This is a genomic window from Arthrobacter sp. P1_B9, from assembly GCF_056406495.1.
Genome location: NZ_JBFUAA010000013.1, coordinates 19,931 through 35,660 on the forward strand (window position 1 = coordinate 19,931; position 15,730 = coordinate 35,660).

A 15,730-nucleotide genomic window follows, 5' to 3' on the forward strand; every position below is an offset into this window, starting at 1 on the left:
TACTTCGGGTCGTGCCGCGATCAGTTGCTGGAAACAGATTCCCGAGCCTGCTGCCAGGCGGCCCATCCGGCGTAGCTGCCGTCGAGTTCGACGACGTCGTAGCCGGCCCGGCGCAGGGCGCTGGCCGCGACGGAGTTCCGGACCCCGCTCTGGCAGTAGGACACGATGGTGCCTTCGGAGGGGAGCTGGTCCAGGTTCCACATCACGCGGCCGCCGCTGAGCTGGTGGGAGCCGGGGATGTGTCCTGCGGCGTGTTCGGTGCGGTTGCGGACGTCCAGGACCATCGCGGCCTCAAAGCCATCCAGTTCTTCAGGCTGGATGAGCTTGGGGGTGCTGGCGGGCAGGCCTTCGAGGCCTGTGACGTAGCCGGCGACGTCGTCGATGCCGACGCGGACCAGGTGGTCCCACATTTCCTGCGCGGCGGCCTGGCTGGGGGCCAGGAGTACGAGCGGGTTCTTGTCGGTTTCGGGGTTGACCACCCAGGCGCCGAAACTGGCGGTGGACTTGCCGAAGGGGATGTTCAGGGAACCGGTGACGGTGCCTTCGTGGACTTCGGCGTTCGAGCGGGTGTCCACGAACGTCATGGCGTCAGCGGCGAGGCCCTGGGCAACAGTTTCGGTGGCGAGTTCGCTCAGGGGGGCGCGTTCGCCCATCACTGCTGGGCCCTCCCGGTTCTCGCGCTTCATCCGGCCGAAGTAGGCGTGCGCGTCGGGCTGGCCGTCGAGGAGCTCGGCGATGAAGCCCTCCTCGTCGTTGGCGGCCAGGTAGGGGCCCCACCAGGCGTAGAGCCGTTCGTAGCCGACCGTGCTGGAGGGGATGGCGCCGAGGGCCTTGCCGCAGGCGCTGCCGGCCCCGTGGCCGGGGTGCACCTGGACGTGGTCGGGCAGGGTCAGGAACTTATCGCGCAGGCTGGCGAACAGCTGCTTGGCGCCGGCGAAGCGGGTGTCGATGCCGCCCGCGGCCTCGTCCAGCAGGTCCGGGCGCCCCAGGTCCCCGGAGAAGACAAAGTCACCGGAGAGCAGATAGCCGGGGGTGTCGGCGAACGCGCCGTCGGTGATCAGAAAGGACAGGTGTTCCGGGGTGTGGCCCGGAGTGTGCAGGGCCTTGACGGTGATGTTGCCCAGGGTGATCACGTCGTCGTCGTTGAGGCGTTCGGCCTGGAAGCCGTACTGCCAGTCGTCCCCGCCCTCGCCGGAGACGTAGGCGGTGGCGCCGGTCGCGGCGGCGAGTTCGCGGGTGCCGGACAGGAAGTCCGCGTGGATGTGGGTCTCGGTGACGGCCACGATCTTCATCCCGTTGGCCGCGGCCAGGGAACGGTACACGGCGATGTCGCGGCGCGGGTCAACAACGACCGCCTCACCCTTGGCCTGGCAGCCAATGAAATAGCTGGCCTGGGCGAGGTCTTCGTCGTAAATACGCTCGATAAGCATGGGGCTCTCTTTCGCTGGGCGGGGGAGTTTCCGGGAGGGGATTCTCCGTCGGTCTACCCACAACGATAATACCCCTGGGGGTATCTTGCAACCGGCATGCGGCAGGCTGGCTGCCGGCTTCCCACTGCTGGCCGTTATACCCGCCGGGGTATACAATTGGCAAAGTACCGCCCACCTTTGGAGCCCGCCATGGAACTTGATTCGACCGAACTCACCCCGATCATCAACCGGCTCAAGCGCGCCCAGGGACAGCTCGCCGGCGTCACGCGCATGCTCGAGGAGGGGAAGGACTGCAAGGACATCGTCACCCAGCTCGCCGCTGTCTCGAAGGCTTTGGACCGGGCAGGCTTCGCCATCATCGCGACCGGCCTCGAGCAGTGCCTTCTCCGCGGGGACACGAGCATGGATACCAAGGATCTGGAAAAGCTCTTCCTGTCCCTTGCCTGATGCCGCCACTATTACCGCAGGAGCAGCCATGAGCTATACGCATACCGTCACGGTCCCGCTGACCTGGGAAGAGGCTGTGCAGCGCACCCGCGAGGCCCTCGCCGGACAAGGCTTCGGCATTCTCTCGGAGATCGACGTCCGAGCCACGTTTGAGGCCAAACTCGGCGCCGGTGCCGCCGAGGAGCTCGGCGACTACATGATCCTGGGCGCCTGCAACCCGGCCCTGGCCAGTCGGGCACTCTCCGCAGAACCGGACATGGGCGCGCTGCTGCCCTGCAACGTCGTCGTCCGCCGGGGCAAGGACGCCGCCGAGACCACCATCCAGGCCATCGACCCGCAAACCATGGTCAAGCTCAGCAACAGCCCGGCCGTCCGCGACGTCGCCAACGACGCCGACGCACGGCTCCGGGCAGCTCTGCGCACACTCAGCGGTGCAGAAATCCCGGGGAACTGAAGCACTCCCTACCTCGACGGCATCAACATGCCCGGCCGGGCCGCCGGCCGGTGCTGAGGCATCAACACTACCGTTTGGATGTCAGCCTCTGGAGTTGTTCCGGGGGGATCCGAGGGTAGATGAGTTGTGCGTGCACGCCCGCGTTGTCAGTAGACGCCGCCACGGCTGGCCCCGGCTCACCCTTGCCGGGGGATGCGCGGGGCGGGGGCGGGCGGCAGAGTGCAGATATGACGAAGACCCGCGAGCGCAAGGGCTGGCTGCGCCAGGCGGCGCCCGGACTCAATGCCGTGGCTACGTACCATAAGGACTGGTTCGGCAAGGACATCGTTGCCGGGGTTGTCCTGACGACGTTGCTCGTTCCGCAGGGCATGGCCTATGCCGAGCTGGCGGGGCTGCCGCCGATCACCGGGCTGTACACGAGCATCCTCTGCCTGCTCGCCTACGCGGTCTTTGGCCCGTCCCGCATCCTGGTCCTGGGGCCCGACTCTGCCCTCGGGCCCATGATCGCCGCGACGGTCCTGCCCCTTGTCGCGTCCGACGGCGACCCGCAGAAGGCGATCGCGCTCGCGTCGATGCTTGCCCTCATGGTCGGCGCCATCATGGTCTTGGCGTCCGTGGCCAAGCTCGGCTTCATCGCCGACCTCATCTCCAAGCCGACGATGATCGGCTACATGAATGGTCTCGCGATCACCATCCTGGTGGGCCAGCTCCCGAAGCTCTTCGGGTTCAAGATCGAAAGCGAAAACTTCATTGGCGACCTGGTCGGATTCGTCGAGGGCGTGGCCAATGGCGAGACAGTGGTCGCCGCGGCGGCGGTCGGCATCGGCGGGATTGTGCTGATACTGGTTCTGCAGCGGTGGCTGCCCAAGGTCCCGGCGGTACTCGTCATGGTGGTCGCCGCGATCGCGGCCACGGCGGTCTTCGATCTGGCCGCAAAGGGCGTCTCGCTGGTCGGGGAACTCCCGCGGGGATTCCCGCCGTTCACCATTCCCCAGGTGGACTTCGCGGACCTCGGGCTGATGTTCGCCGGGGCCCTCGGTATTGCGCTGGTGTCCTTGACGGACACGATCTCGACGTCGACGGCGTTCGCCGCACGCACCGGGCAGGAAATCCGCGGCAACCAGGAGATGATCGGGATCGGTGCCGCGAACCTGGCCGCGGGCCTCTTCCAGGGCTTCCCGGTCAGCACCAGCGGATCCCGGACCGCTGTCGCTGAACGTTCCGGCTCGAAGTCGCAGCTCACGGGCGTGACGGGCGCCGTGCTGATTCTCCTCATGCTGGTGTTTTTGCCGGGGCTGTTCCGGAACCTGCCACAGCCGGCACTGGCGGCCGTGGTGATGACGGCGTCGATCTCCCTCGCCGACATTCCCGGAACGGTTCGGCTCTGGCACCAGAGGCGCACCGAGTTCTACCTGTGCATGGCCGCCTTCCTTGGGGTCGCGTTCCTGGGCGTCCTGCCCGGCATCGGCATTGCGGTGGGGCTGTCCATCCTGAACATCTTCCGCCGGGCGTGGTGGCCGTACGAGACCGTGATCGGGCGGGTGCCCGGCTATGAGGGGTTTCACGACATCCGCGTCCACCCGGATGCGAAGCACCTGCCCGGCCTGGTGATCTACCGGTGGGACGCCCCGTTGTTCTTCGCCAACGTCCGGCCGTTCCGCGACAACATCCGGCACCTGGCCCGGACGGAACCCAAACCGCGGTGGATCGTCATCGCGGCCGAGCCGATCACGGACGTGGACACCACCGCCGCGGACGTCTTGCTCGATCTGGATGTCGAACTGAACGCGCAGGGTATCTCCCTGGTGTTCGCCGAGGTCAAGCACAGGACCCGGGAGAAGATCGAAAAGTACGGATTGACCCGCGAAATCGAGCCGGAGCATTTCTATCCCACCACCGAGGCAGCGGTCGCCGCCTACATGGCCCAGACCGGTGCCCAATGGAGCGCCGAGGAGTGACGGCAGGGGAGCAGACGTGGTTCCTCCTTAGCGGTGGATACGATCTGACCCCGAAGTGAGCAGCACGGAGTCGACGGCGGAGGCAGGCGCCGCGCGCCAGGCACCCCGGTCCAGGACAACGGTGGTCAGGACTGCCAGAACCACGACGGCGAAGTAGATCAGTTCCGCCCGGCCAGCCTCGGCACCGGAGAAACCGAAGGAACCCACCGTAAACGTGCCTTGACTGTCGTGGAAGAGGTAGGTGAGCAGCACGCTTCCGCCGGTGCGGTTGAACAGCCACACGTAGAGGAAGGTGATGGCGAAGGTGGTGGGCAGCCCGATCAGGCTGAGCTGCCCGAACACGACCAGTGGAACGTGCCAGAGGGCCACCACAACGCCCAGGAGTGCCGCGGACCGCAGCGGCGCCCACCTCGCCTGGAGCAGCGGCAGGGCATACCCGCGGAAACCGGGTTCCTCTCCCAGAGGTCCGTCCAGCGGATTGACCAGGCGCACGGCAAAAACGGCCAGGAGCCCGGACCACGTCACCTGGGCCAGCCCCGGTGCAGGGGCGCCGAGTGCCATGTTCGCGAATCCGGTGACCAAGGCCATCAACGGCGGGAGGAGGAGGGCCACGGCGTACCAGACCCAGCCCACCCGCCACCGGATGAGCCGCCGGCCCCACGCCCGGAAGCCGGCCCTGCCCTCGGCGAGCCCAATGACCATCAGGGCCGCAGCCAGCGGACCGATCGGCAGGAATTCGAACTGCGGCATCAGCCCGGCCGCATAGAGCGGCCAGGAGCACCAGGAGATCGCGAAGGCCAGGACAAAGAACGCCGGGAGGCGGTGACGCTGCAGCCAGACCTTGAAACGCGGCATGACGGCTCCTGGGGAGCAGGGACGGATACGGCTCATTGTCCGCCCGCGGGCGCCCCCGAATCCAGCAATGCCGAAACGGGCACCCTCCGCGGACCGCAGCCGGCGTTCCGCTGGCATCACGAGAACAACGCGGGGTCACTTACGGCCGGTCCGTGGCGCTTTGATGGGCCATAAGTGACCCCGCGCTGGTTTTCTACTCGCGGGTAGGGCCGCGTTGGTCCCTCGCGACCCCCGCCCGGCCCTGTCATAGTGGGTCACGACACACAGAGTTAACCGGATCCGCTCGCAAAAACTAACATTTCCTTGGCAAAATGCAGGTGGATCAATTGCTTCTAAAGGAGACCCATGGGCGCGAACACCGCGGAAAACACCAACCTTCGGCTAAAGGCCGTGCTGGATGTCCTGGCAGAGGAGGTATGGACCGGCGAGAAGCCGAACGCCGGAGCCGTACTGGGCGAGGCAATCGCACGGGTGCCCCTCAACGACCACGAACGCGAACTCCTCAGTGGCGGCATTCCCCGCGGCCACAAGACCCTGACCACCGCCACGGCCAAGCTGGTCAAGGCCGGCTGGCTGGTCAAGGGCCGCTCCGGCTGGTCCATCACCGACGACGGCCAGCGCGCCACGGTGGCTTTCGCCGAGCCTGCCGCCTTCGCTGCAGCGCTCGACGCCGGCACCCCCGTTCCGGCGGGCACGCCGCTTCCGACTGCTCCCGCGGCAAAGCCGGCGAAGCCGGAGAAGGCAGCAAAGGCAGAAGCGGCGCCAGCCGCCACGGCCGGGGAAGCGCCGTCGACCACATCCAAGGTGGCCGGCAAGGCCGCCAAGCTCATCGAGGAGGCCGTGGCCCCCGTGGCCAAGGCCGTGCGCAAGCGCAAGCCCGCAGCGAAGGCCGCACAGCCCGCGGCAGCTCCGGCAGAAGCCCCGGCGACGGCCTCGGCTGTCAGCGTCGACACCATCGAGCAGCCGGACGCCGTCGCGGTTGCCGGCGACTTCAGCATTCTGCTGGGCGCGCCCGCCAACTGGGCGCCGCAGTACGACGAAGTCCAGATGGAACTGGACCAGGTGGATCAGCTTTGGAAGATCGCCGCGGACATTCCTGCCGGCTTCTACTCCTTCAAGATCGCCCTCAACCGGTCCTGGGACGAAAACTACGGTGCATTTGGCGTCTTCGACGGACCCAACCACGAAGTCCACCACGGCGGCGGCCTCCTGGTCATCCAGTACGATCACCGCACCCGGGACATCGTCCAGCCGTAGCACCGACGCGCAACCGTCCTGCCGACGCGCAAATGACCCTGCGACACCCGAAATCGGGTGTTCGCAGGGTCATTTGCGCGCCGCGGGCGGGTTTGCGCGTCCTGAGCCTGCCCCGCCTGACCCTGCCCCCTGAGTCCGCCAAGCCTGGGTCTGCCCCGCCTGACCCTGCCGAGCGGCGGCGCGCCGCCCTAGCATTGCCTCATGGAGACCGTCGAGGTTGCGGGCCTGCGCATCCGGTACCGGCGCGCGGGCCAGGGTCCGCCGCTGGTCCTGCTGCACGGCGCCTACGAAGACAGCCGCATCTGGCGGCGGCAGCTCGAGGATTTGTCGGCTGACTTCACGGTTTTCGCCTGGGATGCACCCGGGTGCGGCGGCTCGGACGATCCGCCGCCGGACTTCACCGGACAGGACTTGGGCGACGCCCTGGCAGGTTTTCTGCGGGAAGCGGTTCCCGGCCGGCCGCACGTCCTCGGGCTGTCCATGGGCTCCGGCATTGCACTGGAGCTCTACCGGGCACACCCGTCAGTGCCCGCGTCGCTGCTGCTGGTCTCGGCGTACGCCGGTTGGGCCGGATCTTTGCCGCCCGAGGAAGTCGAGCGCCGCTATGCGCAGGTGCTCGCCGAACTCGATCAGCCGGCGGAACAATTCATCCCCGTATGGCTGCCCACGCTGTTCACGGAACACGCTGATCCGGCGGCGGTGCAGGAAACCAGCGCCATCATGGCCGACTTCCACCCGGGCGGCATGCGGGCACTGCTGAACGCGAACGCCCACGCCGACTACCGCGACGTGCTGCCCACCATCGCGGTGCCCACCCTGCTGCTGTACGGCACGGACGACGTTCGCTCGCCGCAAAACGTGGCCCGCGAGATGAACCGGCGGATCCCTGGCTCGACGCTGGTGATGATTCCCGACGTCGGGCACATGGCGGCCGTCGAAGCGCCGGCTGCCTTCAACGCCGCGGTGCGCCGGTTCCTGCACGGACTCTCCGCGCGGTGACGCCCGCTAGAACCGGGTCGGGTCCGGCCGCGGCGGCACCGGGCCGGGATCCGGAATCGGGAGGGGGCCGGGCGGCGTCGGGAACGGCCCCGGTTCCGGTGACGGCGTGGGCGCGGGGCCGGGTACCGGCTCGGGCCCAGGAACCGGCGGCGGCGTGACCGGACCGGGTTCCGGCGGGAACGGGTCTCCGGGCTCCGGCGGCGGCGTCGTGGGGCCGGGTTCTGGCGGAAACGGATCGGGGCCGGGGGTGGTGGAATAGTCATGCGTGGCTTCCTTTCGTGGGCTGGCGTTCAGGATCGTCGATCAGGCGCCGCGGCGCCGGCGCAACACCTGCAGTTCCCAGGGCCGCAGGCGCACCGCGCCCGCGGAAAGGCCCTCCCGCCCCGCACCCGCGGCTGAACCCACGGCAGAGCCGCCGTCGGAGGCGCCGTCGGAGGCGTCGGACGGATAGTTGCCCAGGACCAGTTCCGCGTCAGCCCAGGCCTCGTCCCCGAGGTCCGCGTCGCGCACCTCGCCGGAGAAGTTGCCCAGCACCAGCAGCTCCGGAATCCCGGCGCCGTCCGACTGACTGTCTGAGGGACTGCCGGAAGAAACATCTGAACCGGTCAGGGCCCGGGTGAACGCATAGACGTGCGGGTCATCCGGCAGCAGCATGGTGAAGTTCCCGTGCGAGACCACCGGTTCCGCATGCCGCAGCGCTATCACCTGGCGGTAGAAGCTGTAGACCGAATCCGGATCATCCACCTGGGCGGCGGCGTTGATGTGGTTGGCATTCGGGTTCACCGCGATCCAGGGTGCCCCGGTGGTGAAGCCGGCATGCCGGGAGGCGTCCCACTGGACCGGGGTCCGCGCGTTGTCCCGGTTCAGCGGCGCGAGGGCGGCGAGGACCTCGGCGTCGGTGTGGCCCAGGTGCGTGGTGGCTTCGCGGTGGTGGTTGAGGACCTCGATGTCGCGGTAATCGCTGATCGCGCCGAACGTCATGTTGGTCATGCCCAGTTCTTCACCCTGGTAGACGTAGGGCGTGCCGCGGTGCAGGTGCAGGACGCCGGCCAGCATTTTGGCGGAGAGCTCGCGGTATCGGGGGCTGTCGTCGCCGAAGCGGGACACGGCGCGGGCCTGGTCGTGGTTGCCCCAGTACAGGCTGTTCCAGCCCGTCTCGGCCAGCCCGTCCTGCCAGCGGCCCAGGGTCCGCTTCAGCTCGGTGAGCAGGAGTTTCTTGGGCCGCCACTTGTCGCCGTCCTCCTGGTCCAGCGCCACGTGCTCGAACTGGAACACCATGTCCACCTCGGCCCGGGCTGGGTCGGTGTACAGGATGGCGTCGTCCACGGTCACGCCGGGCATTTCGCCGACGGTGAGCAGTTCGCCGGTGCGCTTCGCGAAGACTTCCCGGTGCATCTCTTGCAGGAACTCGTGCATGCGGGGGCCGTCGATGTAGAACGGGGAGCCGTCACCAAAGAGCTTGCCGTCGGCCACCGGGCCGTCCGGGAGCGAGGTGTCCTTGGAGATGAAGTTGATGACGTCCATCCGGAACCCGTCCACGCCCCGGTCCAGCCACCAGTTCATCATCTCGTAGACCGCGGCGCGGACCTCCGGATTCTCCCAATTCAGGTCCGGTTGCTTCTTCGAAAAGATGTGCAGGTAGTACTCCCCGGTGGCCTGGTCGAACTCCCACGCGGGCCCGGAGAACGCCGAGCCCCAGTTGGTTGGCTCCGCCGCCTTGCGCCGCGGGGAGGCGCCGGCGTCGACGTCCCGCGGCGGCCGCCACCAGTACCAGTCGCGCTTCGGGTTCTCCTTCGAGGACCGGGATTCCACGAACCAGGGGTGCTCGTCCGAGGTGTGGTTGACCACCAGGTCCATCACCAGCTTCATGCCGCGCGCGTGCAGCCCGTCGGTCAGTTCCCGGAGCTCCTCGAGGGTACCGAACAGCGGGTCCACGTTCCGGTAGTCGCTGATGTCGTAGCCGTTGTCGTCCTGCGGGGAGGTGTAGATCGGGGAGAGCCAGACGACGTCGACCCCCAGCCGCTGGAGGTAGTCCAGCCTGCCGATGATTCCGCGGAGGTCGCCGATGCCGTCGCCGTTGGAGTCGGCAAAGCTGCGCGGATAGATCTGATAGACGACGGCGCGTTGGAACCAGTCGCCGGCAGTCGCCTTGGGTGTTTCCGTGGGGGCTTCTTCGACCGTCATGGGGACTCCTCAGCTGGTCCGGCAGACAAGGGGGCAGCGCGTTGCTGACCCGCCAACGTCTGATTATTGACCAGTTGGCGGGGGCTGGGAAGACCTGCCCGGTCCGGCTGTGCTGTCGTGCTGTCCAGGCGCGGCCGCCCGGCCCCTCTTGACAAGGAACCCCTGCATTTCAGTTCTGCGAGGCGATGGCGTTGTCGCGGTCCTCGAAGACGTCCTCGCCCGGTCCGGAGAAGGCCTTGGAGCGCTGGATCGCCTCGATGGATCCGGTGAACAGCTGGGAGTCGTGGGGATCCGGGTGCCGGTGGTGCTCGGCCGTAGCCTTGCCGGGGCGCTTGGAGCCCGTGACGGCGTCGGACGCGTTGCCGGAAGTGGACGCCGCCAGTGCCGACGGCAGCGATTCGAGGCGGACGTGGGGGAGCGCCGTCGGGTGGTCCTGCTGCAGGAACAGCACCAGTTCCTCGCGGATCAGGCAGCGGAGGTCGAACAGGGAGGCGCTGTCCGCGGCGCTGACCAGGATGCGCACGCGGACAAAGCCGGCGGTGGCGTCCGTGATCTGCAGGATCCCCACACGCTTGTCCCACAACGGCGTATCGGCCAGGACCTTCTTCAGCTCGCCGCGCATTGCCTCGACGGGAGCGCGCCAGTCGAGGTCGAACTCCACGGTGCCCATGACCTCGGACTGCCGCCGGGTCCAATTCTCGAAGGGGGTGGTGGTGAAGTACGTCGAGGGCAGGATCAGCCGGCGGTCGTCCCAGATGTGGACCACCACGTAGGTCAGGGTGATCTCCTCGATCCGGCCCCATTCCTTCTGGACCACCACCACGTCGTCCACCCGGATCGCGTCCGTGAAGGCGAGCTGGATGCCGGCGAAGACGTTGACCAGCGAGGTCTGCGCTGCGAGGCCCGCGACAATCGAGATCACGCCTGCGGAAGCCAGGAGCCCGGCGCCGAGCGCCTGGATCGCGGGGAACGTCAGCATCATGCTGCCCAGAGCCACCACCGCAATCAGTGCGACGCCGATCCGCCGGGCCAGGATCACCTGGGTGCGCAGCCGCCGGGCGCGCCGGTTGTCCGCGACATCCACCCGGTACCGGGTCAGCACCATGGCCTCGATGACGAGCAGCATGGCGATGGCCAGCCAGGCCAGCGAACCGATCAGCGCAATCAGCAGCAAATGGTCCAGGCCGTGGCGCCATTCGAGACCCCCGCCGCTCGTGGCGAGCGCGATCCGGACGGCGATCAGGCACAGCGACAAGCGCAGCGGCAGCCGGGCCACGCGGGAGGTCTCGCGCAGTTCGGGCTTGCTGCGGTTGAGCCGGAGCACAATCTTGCGCACCAGCCAGGACAGGACGAGCCCGGCAACCACGGCGAGGGCCATGGCCAGGAACGGCATTGCTTGGGTGAGGAACTCTTGCATTACTTAAGCTCTAGCAAGCTTCCACGGGCAACTGAAATCGCCGGGATGTCAACGTGGGTCTCCTCACGCCGCTGCAGGAGCCGGCGGGCACGGCAAGTCTTCGGCAAGTCTTCGGCAGGTTCCGGCGCGGACCATCGCAGTCCGGCGCAGTCCGGCCGCGGGCCCGGACAGAGTTCGGCCCGCCACTCCGGGACTTTTGCCTCTTGATTTTGCCGACGGACGCTCCACAATGGTCGAACCACTTGAATCCCAGGGGGAGGGTGACATGCGTCGACTCGCGGCGTTCGGCACGGCAGCGTCGGCCGGCTTCTTGGTTGCGGCGCTGCTGGGCGCCTGCGGTGCGCCCGCGGGCCCGGGGCCGACGTCGCCGTCGATGCCCACCGTGCCCCCACTGACGTCCGCGCCGGCCAGCAGCGGCGCCGTCGATGTCCCGCCGACCGAGCCGCCGTCGGCGCCGGGCACTCCGGCGCCGACGGCGGCGGATTGGCAGAGCCTCAAGACCCCGGACGGGAAGCTCGAGTTCGATCACCCCGCCGAGTGGACCGTCAAGGACCGCGGCGCCGAGGCGGCCCCCGGCGGCGTGTTCCTGGAGGTCCTGAACGCGGGCGGCAAGTCGCTGGCCACCTTGAAGACCAACGTCGCCCCGGGCGCGGAATGCACGCAGCGGATCCCCTACCAGGTGCTCGATCTGGTGCAGGTTCCGGCCCTGGCCCAGCAGGGCGTCACGCCGCACTTCATCTTTGAGTTGCGGCTGTATCCGGCCGAGAAGGACCCCACGAAGGCCAACGTCATGGCCTACGGCATCAGTTCCGCGCCCAAGCCGTCCGGGCCCGATGCCTGCCCGATTTTCCAGTTCTTCACCTGGCCGCCCAGCGGAGCGTCGTTCGGGGGCGTCTATAACCCCTTCGACACCACCCCGGGCAACGAGCCCTTTGTCGACACCCCGGAGGCCTATCTGGAGACCTCCGAATACCAGGACATCAGGAAGATGATCACCTCGCTGCGCCCGGCGGGGCAGTAGGGCCGGCCCGGGCTCATGGCGAGGCGACGGCTCACACCGGCAGCGGTTCCGGCTCCGTTTGTTTCGGCGCTGGTGCTCGCGGCCCTGCTGCTGGCCGGCTGCGGCTCACCGGCGGCGCCCCCTGCGACATCCGGCGCTGCGCCGGAGGCAACGTCCGCAGGTCCGCCTGCCGGAGGCACCCAGCCGGGAAATGACCAGCCGGGAAACACCCAGTCGGGAGACTCTTCGCAGGGGACACAGGGAACCACGCCGTCGGAGTCAGCCACGGACACAGCATCGGGAACGGCTCCGGGGAGCACCGCGGCGGCAACCCCGACGACGTCGGCCCTCCCGCCGTCGTCGTCCGGCTGGAAGACGTTCACGACGTCGGACGGGACGCTGAGTTTCGACTACCCGGCCGCGTGGGAGATCCGGGACCCTGCAGGGGAGGCGCCGCTGGGCGGTGAGTTCGTGGACGTTGTGAACGCCGCCGGGAAGCAGATGGCCGCGCTGCGCACGAACATCGTCACGGGCGCCGAATGCGGCGATCAACAGCCCTACTTGCTCATCGACTCTCAGCCGATGCAGGCGCTCGCCGAACCCGGTGCGGCGGACCAGAGCCCGCCGCGCTACGTCTTCGAGGCCCGGGGCGACTTCGGGGCGGCGGAGGCTTCGCCGCCCACCTACGCGTCGTACGGCATCACCATGATGCCGGAGGAGACCGGGCCCACGTCGTGTCCGATGTTTCAGCTCTTCCTCTGGCCGCCCAGCGGCGCGCTGTTCGGGCAGGCGTATGACCCCGGGAAAAACACGACGCCGGGGGACCCCGGGCTGCCGTACCTGGAGAAGGCGAAGCTCTACGCCAGCACGGCGGAGTACCAGGACGTCCGGAAGATGATCACGTCGCTGCGTCCGGCGGGCAACGGCGCGGCCACGGGCACGGGGACTGGCGCCGCGACGGAACCGGCGAAGTAGCTGCGTTAGACGACGCTGGGTTAGACAGCGGGCAGGTGCCGGTGGCGGTGACGGTGTTCCCGGACCGCAGGTGTCGGCGAGGCGTTCCTGCCGCTGCGCTGCCCGGTCCACGGGTTGCTGCCGACCTCCCGGATCAGCCCGGTGCCGGCGCACTCGCGCACGGCCATGATGCCGTCCGCCGCCTGGCGCTTGTCGTCGAATGCTGTGGAAATCGCCAACACGGTCCCGTCGGCGGCAAGGAGCCGGAACCGTACATTGGATTCCGCGTCGGTGAAGATTTCGAACTGTCCAGCCATTGTCTTGTCCTTGTCTGGCGGTGGTGACCGCCGGTGGAGGTAAGAGCACTTCTTTGTGCTGTTGCCGGGTCTTCGACAAATCGCTGCAGTGCCGGTAGCCACCCTTTCGTGGACGGCGTCCCCGGGAAAGAGGCAAAGGTCCCTTGGTGTCTGGCGGATGAGACTGGGCCGGCAGTACCAAGTCCTGTGTGACGAAACCGGGCGCCCGGATGGGCGCTACATTGGGAACATGGCGGGCAAACATCCTGTGCAGTTTCCGGCGGATTCCGGCGAGCCGGTGCGGCTGAACGCGCGGGTGTCCGGTGTGGTCCAGGCGGTCGGCTTCCGCTACTGGACGGTCCGAAAGGCCGAGGAACTGGGGCTCAGCGGCACGGTCCGGAACAACACCGACGGCTCCGTGGGCATCGTGGCCGAGGGGCCGCAGTCCGTGGTGCTGGAACTGCGGCGCTGGCTGCGCTCGCCGGAGGCGCCCGGCCGGGTGGAGGACGTCGAAGAATCGGTCTCGGCCGCGACGGGGGAGTTCGGCGGATTCGACGTGGCCTACTAGGGCTGCAGCTTTCCGGCGGCCGGTATCGTGGCCGGTCCGGGGCCGGTCCGGGGCGAAGGACCCTCGGCAGGGGCCCGGTTTCTGAGTAGGGTGGCCCCATGCAGAAGATATCGCTCGATGCCCTTGCCCGGCAGCAGCTGGCTGCCGCGGTTGCGGCACCCAGCGGACGGGCTGCGGACACTGCGTTTGGCGGGCATGAGAAAGTCCTGCGCCAGACCGTTATGGCGTTCAGGGCGGGGACGCAGCTGAGCGAGCACCAGAACCCCGGCGAGGCGACCGTGTTTGTGCTCCGCGGCTGCGTGCGCCTGCGGGCCGGCAACGAATCGTGGCAGGGCAAGACCGGCGATCTGCTGATCGTGCCCGAGGGGCTGCACAGCCTGGAGGCCGAGGAAGATTCGGCGATCCTCATGACCGTGGCGAAAATCAAGACCTGACGGCCCAGCCGCAGGCGGCGAGACCGGTCGAAGCCACTCCAGGGGCCGGATTACCGCAAGGAGCAGGACATGACTGTCATCCCTTTCGACGAGGTCCCAAAGACCCGGCGGTGGTGGGCCAGGGGGGCCTTCGCCGCAGTTGTCCTCGCGGTGGCTGTCCCGTTGGTGGCGGCGGGTTTGGCAGGCACTATTGCGCTGGTCACGACCGGCCTGGGCGCCGTGTTGGTGGCCGTGGCAGCGATCTACTGGTTCCTCATCAGCCGCGGTCTTCTGCGCTGGTTTGCGCTGGCGCTGGCGGTACTCGCACCCCTTGTGGTCGTGGCCCTCTACATCCAGGGGAGCCTGCTCCGGGAGGTGGCGATTGCCGCTGCGCTGGCATTCGTTGCCCTGGTCTGTGCCCGCGCCGCGCTCCGGGAAAGGAGTGAGGGCAAAGCCATGCCCGAGCACCCCGCCCCTGCCTGGCAGCATGCTTTCCTGGTGATGAATCCGCGTTCCGGCGGGGGCAAGGTGGTGAAGTTCGACCTCCAGCGGAAGGCGGAAGAACTCGGCGCCGAGGTGGCGCTTCTTGAGGGACCGGGACCGGTCGACGTCGACGCGTTGGCCCGGCAGGCCGTGGAGCGCGGGGCCGATCTGCTCGGCGTCGCCGGTGGGGACGGAACCCAGGCGCTGGTGGCCGGCATTGCGGCCGAGCACAACCTTCCGTTCCTGGTGATCAGCGCCGGCACGCGCAACCATTTCGCCCTGGATCTCGGGCTGGACCGCGAGGACCCGACAGGCTGCCTCGATGCCCTCCGGGACGGGGTGGAGCTTCACGTCGACCTCGGCAAGATCAACGGCCGCACCTTCGTCAACAACGCATCCTTCGGGGTGTACGCCGAGGTGGTGCAGAGCCCTGCGTACCGCGACGACAAGGCCGGTACCGTGCTGGAGATGCTTCCGGACCTGATCAGGGGCGATAAGGGTGCGCGGCTGCGGGCGCAGGCTGACGGGGAAACGGTGGACGGCCCGCAGGCGGTGCTGGTGAGCAACGGTCCGTACGGCAGCAATGACCTCGCCGGCCTGGGCCGCCGAACCCGGCTGGACCGCGGCGTGCTCGGCGCGGTGGCGATTTCCGCCGCCAACACCCGGGAAGCGGTCGGCCTGCTGCGCCGTGCCACGAAGCGCGGCCTGATCCAACGCACCGCGGCGGAGGTGGTGGTCGACGCCGACGTGCCCGATATCCCCGTCGGAGTGGACGGTGAGGCTCTGCTGATGAGCACACCGGTACGGTGCACCATCGAACCCCGCGCACTGCGGGTACTGGTTCCGCGGAACCGTCCGGGCGTCCCACCGGCCCAACCGGCGCTGGATCTGGTCCGGCTCCGCGAGCTGGCGTGGGGCCGGCACGTGTCTGCGCCGTCTGCGCCGTCGTCCGCCGTTCCTCCGCACGCCGGCGGGGGATCGTAGCCTCGGCAGATCTGGCCTGAACCGTGTACGA

At 68.3% G+C, this 15,730-nt stretch carries 15 protein-coding genes; 10 read left to right on the plus strand and 5 right to left on the minus strand.

Annotation, left to right across the window (positions count from 1 at the left end):
* Positions 1-20 precede the first annotated feature (20 nt).
* Positions 21-1,430 (minus strand): MBL fold metallo-hydrolase, encoded by a 1,410-nt coding sequence (locus tag AC1D1A_RS16505; RefSeq protein ID WP_476948199.1) that lies wholly within the window; start codon positions 1,428-1,430, stop codon positions 21-23.
* A 189-nt stretch (positions 1,431-1,619) separates the two neighbouring features.
* On the opposite strand from AC1D1A_RS16505, the gene AC1D1A_RS16510 reads away from it, so the two are divergent.
* From AC1D1A_RS16510 to AC1D1A_RS16520, 3 genes are all read left to right on the plus strand, one after another.
* Positions 1,620-1,877: a metal-sensitive transcriptional regulator gene (locus AC1D1A_RS16510; RefSeq protein WP_476851641.1), complete on the plus strand. Its 258-nt coding sequence runs from the start codon at positions 1,620-1,622 to the stop codon at positions 1,875-1,877.
* A 28-nt stretch (positions 1,878-1,905) separates the two neighbouring features.
* Positions 1,906-2,331, plus strand: a complete 426-nt coding sequence (locus AC1D1A_RS16515) for a DUF302 domain-containing protein (protein ID WP_476948200.1) — start codon at positions 1,906-1,908, stop codon at positions 2,329-2,331.
* Positions 2,332-2,558: 227 nt separating this feature from the next.
* A complete protein-coding gene (locus tag AC1D1A_RS16520) occupies positions 2,559-4,289 on the plus strand; it encodes a SulP family inorganic anion transporter (RefSeq protein ID WP_476851639.1) in 1,731 nt (576 codons plus the stop codon).
* A 27-nt stretch (positions 4,290-4,316) separates the two neighbouring features.
* Here AC1D1A_RS16520 and AC1D1A_RS16525 read toward each other — a convergent pair whose 3' ends face one another.
* Positions 4,317-5,144, minus strand: a complete 828-nt coding sequence (locus tag AC1D1A_RS16525; RefSeq protein WP_476851638.1) for a CPBP family glutamic-type intramembrane protease — start codon at positions 5,142-5,144, stop codon at positions 4,317-4,319.
* Positions 5,145-5,489: 345 nt separating this feature from the next.
* Between AC1D1A_RS16525 and AC1D1A_RS16530 the strand changes: the two genes are divergently transcribed.
* The gene (locus tag AC1D1A_RS16530) at positions 5,490-6,401 is read left to right on the plus strand and encodes a pullulanase X25 domain-containing protein (protein ID WP_476948201.1); all 912 of its coding nucleotides are present in this window, start codon (positions 5,490-5,492) and stop codon (positions 6,399-6,401) included.
* A 201-nt stretch (positions 6,402-6,602) separates the two neighbouring features.
* The gene (locus AC1D1A_RS16535) at positions 6,603-7,400 is read left to right on the plus strand and encodes an alpha/beta fold hydrolase (protein WP_476948202.1); all 798 of its coding nucleotides are present in this window, start codon (positions 6,603-6,605) and stop codon (positions 7,398-7,400) included.
* A gap of 303 nt (positions 7,401-7,703) precedes the next feature.
* Here the strand turns inward: AC1D1A_RS16535 and AC1D1A_RS16540 are convergent, their stop codons facing one another.
* Together AC1D1A_RS16540 and AC1D1A_RS16545 are read right to left on the minus strand one after the other, a co-directional pair.
* On the minus strand, positions 7,704-9,584 hold the full coding sequence (locus AC1D1A_RS16540; RefSeq protein WP_476948203.1) for an alpha-glucosidase: 1,881 nt from the start codon (positions 9,582-9,584) through the stop codon (positions 7,704-7,706).
* 169 nt (positions 9,585-9,753) lie between these two features.
* Entirely contained in the window at positions 9,754-11,001 is a 1,248-nt protein-coding gene (locus AC1D1A_RS16545) for a mechanosensitive ion channel family protein (protein WP_476948204.1), read from the minus strand.
* 265 nt (positions 11,002-11,266) lie between these two features.
* On the opposite strand from AC1D1A_RS16545, the gene AC1D1A_RS16550 reads away from it, so the two are divergent.
* Positions 11,267-12,022: a hypothetical protein gene (locus AC1D1A_RS16550; RefSeq protein WP_476948205.1), complete on the plus strand. Its 756-nt coding sequence runs from the start codon at positions 11,267-11,269 to the stop codon at positions 12,020-12,022.
* 15 nt (positions 12,023-12,037) lie between these two features.
* Positions 12,038-12,976, plus strand: a complete 939-nt coding sequence (locus AC1D1A_RS16555; RefSeq protein WP_476948206.1) for a hypothetical protein — start codon at positions 12,038-12,040, stop codon at positions 12,974-12,976.
* A gap of 20 nt (positions 12,977-12,996) precedes the next feature.
* Here AC1D1A_RS16555 and AC1D1A_RS16560 read toward each other — a convergent pair whose 3' ends face one another.
* Positions 12,997-13,272 (minus strand): YegP family protein, encoded by a 276-nt coding sequence (locus tag AC1D1A_RS16560; protein ID WP_476948207.1) that lies wholly within the window; start codon positions 13,270-13,272, stop codon positions 12,997-12,999.
* A 229-nt stretch (positions 13,273-13,501) separates the two neighbouring features.
* Here AC1D1A_RS16560 and AC1D1A_RS16565 point away from each other — a divergent pair, with 229 nt between their 5' ends.
* The 3 genes from AC1D1A_RS16565 (at position 13,502) to AC1D1A_RS16575 (ending at position 15,699) form a co-directional block, all read left to right on the plus strand.
* On the plus strand, positions 13,502-13,819 hold the full coding sequence (locus AC1D1A_RS16565; RefSeq protein ID WP_043436330.1) for an acylphosphatase: 318 nt from the start codon (positions 13,502-13,504) through the stop codon (positions 13,817-13,819).
* A 98-nt stretch (positions 13,820-13,917) separates the two neighbouring features.
* Positions 13,918-14,253, plus strand: coding sequence for a cupin domain-containing protein (locus tag AC1D1A_RS16570; RefSeq protein ID WP_026538519.1), 336 nt, complete (start codon positions 13,918-13,920; stop codon positions 14,251-14,253).
* Between the two features lie 69 nt (positions 14,254-14,322).
* Positions 14,323-15,699, plus strand: coding sequence for a diacylglycerol/lipid kinase family protein (locus AC1D1A_RS16575; RefSeq protein WP_230009345.1), 1,377 nt, complete (start codon positions 14,323-14,325; stop codon positions 15,697-15,699).
* The last annotated feature ends 31 nt before the right edge of the window (positions 15,700-15,730 follow it).

What these genes read in the sequence shown, in the direction of transcription:
- AC1D1A_RS16505 (WP_476948199.1), bottom strand. Translation starts at nt 1,430, where the DNA reads ATGCTTATCGAGCGTATTTACGACGAAGACCTCGCCCAGGCCAGCTAT.
- AC1D1A_RS16510 (WP_476851641.1), top strand. Translation starts at nt 1,620, where the DNA reads ATGGAACTTGATTCGACCGAACTCACCCCGATCATCAACCGGCTCAAG.
- AC1D1A_RS16515 (WP_476948200.1), top strand. Translation starts at nt 1,906, where the DNA reads ATGAGCTATACGCATACCGTCACGGTCCCGCTGACCTGGGAAGAGGCT.
- AC1D1A_RS16520 (WP_476851639.1), top strand. Translation starts at nt 2,559, where the DNA reads ATGACGAAGACCCGCGAGCGCAAGGGCTGGCTGCGCCAGGCGGCGCCC.
- AC1D1A_RS16525 (WP_476851638.1), bottom strand. Translation starts at nt 5,144, where the DNA reads ATGCCGCGTTTCAAGGTCTGGCTGCAGCGTCACCGCCTCCCGGCGTTC.
- AC1D1A_RS16530 (WP_476948201.1), top strand. Translation starts at nt 5,490, where the DNA reads ATGGGCGCGAACACCGCGGAAAACACCAACCTTCGGCTAAAGGCCGTG.
- AC1D1A_RS16535 (WP_476948202.1), top strand. Translation starts at nt 6,603, where the DNA reads ATGGAGACCGTCGAGGTTGCGGGCCTGCGCATCCGGTACCGGCGCGCG.
- AC1D1A_RS16540 (WP_476948203.1), bottom strand. Translation starts at nt 9,584, where the DNA reads ATGACGGTCGAAGAAGCCCCCACGGAAACACCCAAGGCGACTGCCGGC.
- AC1D1A_RS16545 (WP_476948204.1), bottom strand. Translation starts at nt 11,001, where the DNA reads ATGCAAGAGTTCCTCACCCAAGCAATGCCGTTCCTGGCCATGGCCCTC.
- AC1D1A_RS16550 (WP_476948205.1), top strand. Translation starts at nt 11,267, where the DNA reads ATGCGTCGACTCGCGGCGTTCGGCACGGCAGCGTCGGCCGGCTTCTTG.
- AC1D1A_RS16555 (WP_476948206.1), top strand. Translation starts at nt 12,038, where the DNA reads ATGGCGAGGCGACGGCTCACACCGGCAGCGGTTCCGGCTCCGTTTGTT.
- AC1D1A_RS16560 (WP_476948207.1), bottom strand. Translation starts at nt 13,272, where the DNA reads ATGGCTGGACAGTTCGAAATCTTCACCGACGCGGAATCCAATGTACGG.
- AC1D1A_RS16565 (WP_043436330.1), top strand. Translation starts at nt 13,502, where the DNA reads ATGGCGGGCAAACATCCTGTGCAGTTTCCGGCGGATTCCGGCGAGCCG.
- AC1D1A_RS16570 (WP_026538519.1), top strand. Translation starts at nt 13,918, where the DNA reads ATGCAGAAGATATCGCTCGATGCCCTTGCCCGGCAGCAGCTGGCTGCC.
- AC1D1A_RS16575 (WP_230009345.1), top strand. Translation starts at nt 14,323, where the DNA reads ATGACTGTCATCCCTTTCGACGAGGTCCCAAAGACCCGGCGGTGGTGG.